The sequence below is a fragment of the Alcanivorax sp. UBA3183 genome (assembly GCF_002364155.1).
GTDB classification, from domain to species: domain Bacteria; phylum Pseudomonadota; class Gammaproteobacteria; order Pseudomonadales; family Alcanivoracaceae; genus Alcanivorax; species Alcanivorax jadensis.
Genome location: NZ_DEXN01000036.1, coordinates 1998 through 2488, shown reverse-complemented (window position 1 = coordinate 2488; position 491 = coordinate 1998). Strand labels below are relative to the sequence as shown.

At 54.8% G+C, this 491-nt stretch carries 1 protein-coding gene and 1 pseudogene; both read right to left on the bottom strand.

The features are described from left to right. On the bottom strand, positions 1-299 hold a 299-nt coding region (locus tag B3Q33_RS11535), incomplete at its 3' end, for an acyl-CoA dehydrogenase family protein (RefSeq protein WP_286827545.1). 102 nt (positions 300-401) lie between these two features. Further along, positions 402-491 (bottom strand): annotated as a pseudogene (locus B3Q33_RS11530) (acetyl-CoA C-acyltransferase); the annotation flags it as partial.

Sequence of the window (491 nt, the reverse complement as noted above, 5' to 3'; positions counted from 1 at the left end):
ACGCTCATGGCCGAGCGATAACCGGAGTCCACCCGTTCCACTTCCCGGGCCACCAGGCCGTAGCTCACATGGTTCACACCGGCACCGCCATACTGCTCGGGAATGGTGGGGCCGAGAAAACCCAGCTCGCCCATTTCCGTCATGATTTCCCGGTGAAAAATCTCGTGCCGGTTGGCTTCCAGCACTCGGGGCATCAGTTTGCTCTGGCAGTAATCATGGGCCGCATCACGAATCATGCGCTCGTCTTCGGTGAGCTGGGTTTCCAGCAACAACGGATCTTTCCAGTCGAATCTCTGCATTAGTAATCCTGTTCGTTTCATTCCGCAGGGCGGACATTTCCGGCAGGAAATCTCCGCCCTGCGGGTTTCGTTATTAATTATTAACTATTAACTATTAATTATTCATTGCCTTTCAATCACCATGGCCACGCCCTGCCCCACACCAATACAGAGGCTGACCAGTGCATAGCGGCCACCGCTGGCTTCCAGCTG